Genomic DNA, 7839 nt, shown 5'->3' with positions numbered 1-7839 from the left:
TCGGCGAGCTTCGCGGTCCGGCGCCCGAGCAGATACCCCGCCCCGACGGCCGCCACCAACTGACCTCTGGTTTTCATCGCCCTCACCCACAGTTGCCGAGCCGTTACCCGCGCACCTCGGCGCCGGCGGGCGCCAAGATATGTCGGGACCGTTCCCGGCGGGGGTGCGCACACCGTGCTTACCCCAGGCTCGGGTGCTTAATCATCAGCAAACAGCACCCCATCGGCAGTGGGCGTCACCGATACTGGAAGGCCCCATTCGACGACGCATCTGCCGCCCAGCTCCGCTTCACCGGAGCGGATCACCCACACCTCTCCCTGGTCCTCGACCGGACAACGGATTCGCGCACGACCGAAGTCTGACAAAACGTAGCCCCGGCGGCCCGCCGCAGCCACCTGACCATCGAAGGATCCTCCGTCAATCGGAGGGCTGGTCTACGGGCCTTCGAATATGCCCACTCCACCTTCAGGGACTTGACCAGCACCGGCAGTCCGGAGCAACCGCGGTCCGCGACGGATCACGACCCACCGGGCGCGCCCTCCCGTCGCGTCGGTTACCCCTGCCCATCCCCGGGCATTCGGACGGCATCGCTACCTATCGAGTACTCGATAGCCACCGGCAACGTCGTCGAGACCAAGGACATCGACACCGCGGACGATACACACGTCTGTTTCGTCGACATCCGTGCCGACAACAGCGAACTCGGCTGGCGGATGGAAGTCCAACACACCGACGGCTGGTCATTCTTCGACGACACCGAGGGCGATCGCCAGGGCGATCGGACGGGCAAGTGCCAGGACCGTTGAAAAGGCGTTCGGCGCAATCGGTGATCACCCGCACCGCGGCACCCTCGTCGAACGCGTGGGAAGTCCACCACACCGGGGCACTTCCAGGACAGACGCATCGCGCGAGTCCCACGACGGCGGTTGCTCCAGCGCCACCATATCTGCCAACGCCACCGTCACGTACGCCAACACCCGTACCGCGCGAGCGCCCGCGCTCCGCCGGCAATTGCGGGAACCGTCGGTTCTTCGGGCTCGAACCTGCGAAGAGGTAGTCGGATACGGTCAGGTGGGCATCGCGTCAGACCGCAGGGGAGATCGTCCGCGGGTCCTCGCAGAGGTCTGTGCTGCAGTCCTTCCACGTGACCGCGATCAGAGGGGCGCAGCCGACGGTGAACTCCGCTGCCGCCGCGTGAGCCCATAACCAGTCCCCGCTGCTGTGCCGGAGGCGAAAAAACGTGCTCCGAGGGGCGTTGGTGCCGTGCATGTCCCGGAGGAAACGCCGCCACCGGGGAGTATCGGACGGCAACAGTAGCCACTCGAATTCACCTACGAGCTGCTCGACGCGATAACCGACGAGTGCGGCGGACGCGGGATTGTCGATGAGCAGTTGGCGCCGATCGTCGAAGACGCACATCGGTTGCGGCAACATCGTGAACAGTGCCTCGAGTACCTCGCCGCGGCCCGGAGCGGCAGAGGTGCTGCACGGCACTGTCGGGACAAACAAAGTATCGCCCTACGGGCCGCTGTAGGACATGGTGGGAACCGATTGCTCTTCCACTACACGTGCTCCTCTCGCCGCGGCAGACTGCTCAGCTTCGGTGTACCCGCGAAGACGAATCTGCTAATCGGTGGGACCAGGGACAAGGCAACTCGTGTGTCAAGGCAACTCGTGTGTCACTGTGGCCCACTGCATCGATACGTCGAACCCTGACCGTTCGGCGATGATCCGGGTGCCGCGACGTAGATGTCGTCCGGAGCCGCCGGGCTCGCCGAGTCGATGCTCGCCGACCTCAGCGTCGTCGTGGACCTCCTACGCGTCCCGCTCATCCGATGCGCGGGCCTGGCCGCCCTCGACTGACCCGCGCTCCTCTTCTCCGAGCAGTGATGCCGCCTCATCGTCGCCGGCGGTCCGGTATGCACTCGGCCCTCGATCAACTCGGCCTTTGTACGAGGAGAACCGATGCCGACGCCGGCACCATGTCCGCGGTGGGCAGTAGCAACGTCGGCCCGTCCCCCGGAGGAACCAATCGGGGCTCGGATGGCGCCGGCGTCACGTCCAAAGCCTTGCGACACCGCACAGGAACCGGCACCCCCAACACGACCAACGCCCGTCCCCGCCTCCGCCGGTTCACCGACTGACGTCCATCACACTCCACCGCCGGCAGCCGGCTTCCTTGTCACGGCCACCGTGCAGATACTCGACGGACCACCGGCCAACTACGGCATTACCCATTCCGCCGAACCTGCCGGGTGGGCGTGGGCGACCTTCTGCACCCGCGGCGCCGGCACACCTCAACCACACAAATTGTCCGGAAACCCTTGCCAGCGATAATGTTCCGCGCTAATCGCTTGAATCAGGGTTGGCGATACAGTTGCACCTCAGCGTGCTTTTCCCACTGCGATTGTCGGCACCCGCACACCGGCTATCAGGTCAGATCCTCGGTCGGAGCGGAGGCGGCATTGTCCTTGATCGACGCAATCCCGTTCTGCGCCGCCGCCTTCGAGGTGTAGCCCTGGCTGGCCGCGATGATCTCCCCGTTGGCCGCCTTCAGATGAAACCGGAACTTGCCCGCTGTGTCCTTGAAAAGTTCGAACTTCGCGGCACGCTGCCCGACTCGGTGGGAGCGCTGCAATCTTGGCGATTGTGTCGAATTCGTCGCTGTTGCGATCGAGAACACTCCTCCGCTGGATCGTACTCATCGATGAGCTTCGATCGTGTGGGCCGCCGGGATGGACTCTTCTGGCATCTCTGATCCTTGTTCGTTGTCGGCCGACGAATTGCCGAGGTGTTGATCCGAACAGGCTTTAGGTATGGGCTCCATCGATACGGCCCGCCACCGGGGTCCTGACCGTGTCGCCCGACAAAGGCAGCGGACCTGAGCGACCGCCGAAGGCGACCCGTTACCGGCATCGCGTCGGACCCTGCCGGCTGCGCGGTATCGGCTTCGGAGGCGGCATCGATCCAAGCCCGATATCCCGGGTTTGTGCTTCGGAGGGCGTAGGTACGACGCCATCAGACACGAGTCAATGCCTCCCCCATCGTGCGGTTGAGGGTGCCGAGCGAGCGGACGGCACCGCGAACCGGCCCGGGCGTAGTGGTCGCCTTCAGCATGACGTCGGGTGCCGAGGTTTCGGTGAGTTTCTCCGGAGGCTCTACGTGCTCGCCGGCGAGTGCGCGTTTGACGTCGGCGATGGTTGCCTGGGTGACGTCGGCTGCCTGGCGCAATGCCGTCGCGGTCGCCTGCGACGGTCCGCTGTCCGGTTCGTCGCGAGAGGCGCTCACCCCCGATCGGGCGAGTGCATGAGACGACCGATTGCCGGCGCTCATGATCCGCAACAACCGCTTCGCTCCCCGACGGGTCCGCGTCGTCGGTCCCATTTCCAAGGGTTTGCCCGCCGTGACAAGGTCCTTCAGCGCGTTGTCCAGCTTCCGGATGTCGGCGACGAGGTCAGTGTCGCTGCCTGGTTGGACGACGGCTCCGATAGCGGTGTCGATGAGGGCAGTCATCTGATCGAGGTAGTCGTCGATTTTCGAGATCAGCGTCGATTCCGTTCCGGTGGAGAGGATGAAATACGCCGCAGCTATTCCGACGATTCCCCCGGCCGCCGTTTCGTAGATGCGCAGTTCGAGTACCTCGATGCTGAATGTGCCGAGCAGTCCGTACAGCATCGCAAGCATGACGGTGACGAAGAAGGAGAGCAATGCGTAGGCAACCGTGACCAGGTAGAACGCGAAGAACACGCAGACGACGAGTAGGAGCAGCTGCAACGGCTGGTTGTTTCCTACCAACGCGGACAGCAATACTCCTGCAAGAACTCCCGCGATGGTGCCGACGACGCGGTGGCCTGCACGAGAGAGAATCTCACCGCGGGTAGACGCTCCGGTGAAAACGAGGAAGGCCGTCAGGACCGCCCAGTACCAGCGGTCGGGCGAGATGAGCTCACCGAGAATCGTTGCAGCGCTGGTCGCGACGGCGACCTGGATCGCGGCTTTGGTGCTCGGATTCCATCCGGCGTCCGTTTCTTCGCCCTCGTCCGGCTTCTTCTTCGGCTCGGATTCTGTTCGCAGGGCATTGTTGGTGATGTGATGGATCGCGATGTGTGCCTGCACTGCTCGCATCGCGACGGCGGTCGCGATACCCGTCGGAGTCGATGGATCGGACTTGTCTGCGGCCGCGGTGGCGAGACGTCGGGCAGCGCGGAGTTGGTCGTCCGACGGATTGTTCTGTAGGCACGATCCCAGTGCCGTGGTTGCCTGCCCCAGCGAGTTCGGCCATGTCTTGTTCGGGTCGAGCGCCCACAGTGCGCTGACGAGTTGTTCGGTAGCGATTTGCGCGTCGAAGATACGAACCGACAGATCATCATTTGTGACGCTCAGGAGCTGGGCGGCATCGTTGCGGTCGAGCCAGTCGTCGATCATCAGCGCGGTGCTTCCGAGCCGGTCGAGTTTCCTGCGGAGGAGATCGAGATTCCGGTCACCCCTGCGCGACGCCACCTCCAGCACGTCGATCGACGCGGCCCGCAGCGCCCGCACCAACCGTTTGACTTCGAGCCCGGGCCGGTCCGGCACGATCACGGTACGAACGAGGAGCGAGATACCGACGCCGCCGACGATGGACACGGCGAGGATGGGAATCTGCCCAGGCTCGGCCCGAAGGAAGAGCGCGAAGAAGTAGCAGATGAACGCGACCATCCCGAGAGCCGTACCTCGCGGGCCGTAGCGCCGCACCCAGACGGCCGCGAAGAGCACCACGATGAAGCCCACATCGGCGACCTTCCCATACTGGGACAGCACCGCGGACAACGACACCGCCGCGATTGCAGGGAACACGAGCAGCAGTGTCGTGATCACCCTGCTGTGCTGATCCCTGTCCTTGACCGCCGCCGAGGACTGCATCGCGACGACCGTCCCGAGCAGCGCGACGGTCAGTGGCTGGCCGATCAGGGTGGAACCCGGCAGCAGCACCACCATCGCGAGCACGACGGTGATCGTCGTGGCGGTTGCGGCACGGAGCCGCAGCCTGCCGGGATCGGAGACCGCGAGAAAACGGACCGCCTCCTGCGCGAACCGAAAAGCCATTCACCGATTGTGCGCCTCCGGCACCCGCACATCCGACAACCCGCCGCACACAACCCCGGGTCCACCCGCGCCGAAACTGCCGACACGCGAACTGTCACTGGAGGAGGATCGAAAACATGAACACCAACGAGACAACCGGAACCGACTGCGCACCCTGGTGCACCAACAACGATGCCCGCGGGCACACCGATCACACCTGCATCGGCGACAACAGCGACTGCATCGAGCTGACCGCAGCACTGGACTACCTCACACTGGACGAAGACGGCGTCGAATCGTCCTTCTGCTTCGTCACGCCCGTCCGAGAGGCAGACCGCCGACCCGGCGTGTCCATGACCTGGGAGGTCGGTCACCACCCCGAGTTCCGGCCACGCCTGACACCGGAAGAGGCCCGCAGGATCGCCGCCGAACTCATCGCGACTGCCGACTTGATAGAGGGTCGCGGCTGACCCACAACGACATTCGAGACCAGGTGGCGGCGCAGAGGCGCACCGATCCGACCACGGCGCCACCCTACACAGCCTGGCGAAGCTGGCGGAGGTCACCACGTTCGCGGAAGCCACATACGTCCACACACTCCTCGACCTTCCCACCCACGCCGATTTGGAACAGCCCCGCCCCGTGGTCACGTGAGAGCCCCAGAAGGCGCAACCACCATCGTCAACGACCGCATGCTCGCAAAACCCCTGTTCCGAGGGCCGCACAAGCTCTCAGAAGGGCACCGGGGTCGCGAGCAGCCCAGTTCCGACTTCGCGCCCGGAGAGGATGCGGCAGAACTCGACGGCATCGAGTTCGAGGGTTTCGCCGTCGGTACCCGACGACCACGTTCCCCCGGCAGGACCGGTAAGCCTCAGCCGGAACGGTTGTCCGTGACGCCCCGCCCATTCGCGCACCACGTCGGCTATCAGTTCACCGTCGTGGTCGGCGGACAGGCGCACCGGTCTGCCGATCGCCCGGCTGAGATCCACACGGTGCATCCAGACATCACGAGTGAGGATCACATCGGTGACGAATCCGATGGTCCACCATTCGCTGATTCCCGCAATCGCCTGCGGTTCGGGCATTCGACGTCGGCGAATGATCGCGGGTGTGCGCCTGCGTCCCTTCACCGCACTGGGGCCGAGGGTACGGAAGTGCATGATGATCTGCGCCGGGGTCAGCGCGGCACGCTCCCGCACCTGGAGGTCGGTGAGGTGATCGATGAACTCACCTCCGCCGCCCTTTGCGAGGGCCTTGTGCGCAAGCTTCTGTTGCCGCCGACCCTCTCGGATCGACGAGGCATACGCCGCCATGCCGAGGACATGGCACGCAAGCTGCCGCACATCCCATGCGGGACACTCGGCTGGCGCCGACCACTGCTCGGGAGTCAGCGATTCGAGCAGCTCGGTGAACCGGTCGTACTCGGTTGCGGCCAGGCGCATCGCCGTGCGGTGATCGAGCTGATCTGCGGAGTGCCGTACCGGCACGAAGGTTGGTTGTGGACTGCATCGTAGGCTCCTTTCGTCGTGGAACTCTTCGATGTCGACGCTACGATCTCCCTGCTGGGAGCGATATTCCACAAATCTGGTATATCCCGGCACCGGATCGAAGCGTGAAGTGATGAGCGCCTATTTGCGCACACCACCGATGCGTGCTCGGCAAACGGTGGCAATAGCATCGAGGCGAGATCGGTCGAGCACAGAGGGCAGCGGGTGAAGCTGTGGACGGGGGTGAGCTCCTCGGCTCGAATGCACCCGCACAGGGCGGAAGTTTCCGGTTCTACCTCGACGGCGAACGCTGGCACTGGTCCGACTCCGTCGCCCGGATGCACGGCTACCAGCCGGGTGAGGTCACGCCCACCACCGAACTCCTTCTGTCCCAAAAGCATCCGGACGATCAACCGCAGGTCACGGCACTGTTCGACAAGATGATCCACGTCGCCGAGCCGTTCAGCAGCAAACACCGCGTCACCGTAGGGCGGTGTGCGGTGGGCGAACTCGGACGACACTTGGCACCGATCGGGGGCAATCATCGCGGCGGCGGCCGGGCCGAGTGGTGTCGAAGTGGCTGTACCCGTGGGTAACAGAGGCATCCGAACAGCGTTCGCAAGACGGCTCGCTCGTCTACCGGTCGGCGCGTGCGCTCCGCCCACCCCAAAGCGGACGCCACAGCGGGTTCTGGGGCGCCGCTGTGATCTCCCCGGCAGGGTGAAGAGACGTCGCAGATATCAGCGCAGCAGCGAAGGAAATCTCCACCTAGGGCACGACTGTGATCCCACCCGAAAAGTGGCGTGTCCTGCGTCACAGTATCCGAATCGTCGTGTCGAACTTTCTACACTCGTCCTCGCACCGGCCCTCCCCCGCATTCGAGCCGGTGCCGCGAACCCCGCCAACCGACCCCCAGTTGCCGGCGGGGTTCGCTCATCCCGATCCCGATCCGCAATCCACGCGGAGCGAATGGCCTGGTTACACGCGCCCGGTCCGGATCGAGGGCTCGCCCCATCCCCGACTGGCCGCCACGCTCCACCTCCCGACGGTGTGACACCAAGACCCTGCCGCACGGACACGGACAGCTCGTGGACCCGCGAACCGGGAGCGGCTCACGGCCACGACGCGTCACCGGCTGTGACGGCAGTTACTTTCCAGCGATTCTCTTCACCATCGAGCGCCGGGACATTACCCTTGACCACACACCCTGCACCCGCCCCTTCCGGGCGACACAGGGGGTGAAGCATCCGGGGTTACTCCCGGTATCACCGATGTCGAGCCCAGGCAT

At 64.8% G+C, this 7839-nt stretch carries 5 protein-coding genes and 2 pseudogenes; 3 read left to right on the top strand and 4 right to left on the bottom strand.

The features are described 5' to 3' along the window. Positions 1–586 precede the first annotated feature (586 nt). Positions 587–806 (top strand): annotated as a pseudogene (locus MLGJGCBP_RS12690) (hypothetical protein). A gap of 277 nt (positions 807–1083) precedes the next feature. On the opposite strand, the gene MLGJGCBP_RS12685 reads toward MLGJGCBP_RS12690, so the two are convergent. The 3 genes from MLGJGCBP_RS12685 to MLGJGCBP_RS12675 all read right to left on the bottom strand — a co-directional run bounded on the left by MLGJGCBP_RS12685 (position 1084) and on the right by MLGJGCBP_RS12675 (position 5085). After that, positions 1084–1494, bottom strand: a complete 411-nt coding sequence (locus MLGJGCBP_RS12685; RefSeq protein ID WP_201453045.1) for a PAS domain-containing protein — start codon at positions 1492–1494, stop codon at positions 1084–1086. Between the two features lie 937 nt (positions 1495–2431). After that, the gene (locus tag MLGJGCBP_RS12680) at positions 2432–2638 is read right to left on the bottom strand and encodes a YegP family protein (RefSeq protein ID WP_160095992.1); all 207 of its coding nucleotides are present in this window, start codon (positions 2636–2638) and stop codon (positions 2432–2434) included. A gap of 380 nt (positions 2639–3018) precedes the next feature. Then, entirely contained in the window at positions 3019–5085 is a 2067-nt protein-coding gene (locus MLGJGCBP_RS12675) for an FUSC family protein (protein WP_160095984.1), read from the bottom strand. Positions 5086–5201: 116 nt separating this feature from the next. Here MLGJGCBP_RS12675 and MLGJGCBP_RS12670 point away from each other — a divergent pair, with 116 nt between their 5' ends. Further along, a complete protein-coding gene (locus MLGJGCBP_RS12670; protein WP_087562313.1) occupies positions 5202–5534 on the top strand; it encodes a DUF6907 domain-containing protein in 333 nt (110 codons plus the stop codon). A 261-nt stretch (positions 5535–5795) separates the two neighbouring features. Here the strand turns inward: MLGJGCBP_RS12670 and MLGJGCBP_RS12665 are convergent, their stop codons facing one another. Beyond that, positions 5796–6551 (bottom strand): maleylpyruvate isomerase family mycothiol-dependent enzyme, encoded by a 756-nt coding sequence (locus MLGJGCBP_RS12665; RefSeq protein ID WP_236581062.1) that lies wholly within the window; start codon positions 6549–6551, stop codon positions 5796–5798. Positions 6552–6784: 233 nt separating this feature from the next. On the opposite strand from MLGJGCBP_RS12665, the pseudogene MLGJGCBP_RS12660 reads away from it, so the two are divergent. Beyond that, positions 6785–7033 (top strand): annotated as a pseudogene (locus MLGJGCBP_RS12660) (PAS domain-containing protein); the annotation flags it as partial. Positions 7034–7839 lie beyond the last annotated feature (806 nt).

Origin of the sequence: Rhodococcus sp. T7 (assembly GCF_009872365.1) — a bacterium.
In the GTDB taxonomy this organism is placed as follows: domain Bacteria; phylum Actinomycetota; class Actinomycetes; order Mycobacteriales; family Mycobacteriaceae; genus Rhodococcus_F.
The sequence above is the reverse complement of the archived record's forward strand: the minus strand, read 5'-3'. Positions and strand labels throughout refer to the sequence as shown.

Bases quoted from the DNA above. Each gene is read 5' to 3' on its own strand.
- MLGJGCBP_RS12675 (WP_160095984.1), bottom strand. From the start codon at position 5,085: ATGGCTTTTCGGTTCGCGCAGGAGGCGGTCCGTTTTCTCGCGGTCTCC.
- MLGJGCBP_RS12670 (WP_087562313.1), top strand. From the start codon at position 5,202: ATGAACACCAACGAGACAACCGGAACCGACTGCGCACCCTGGTGCACC.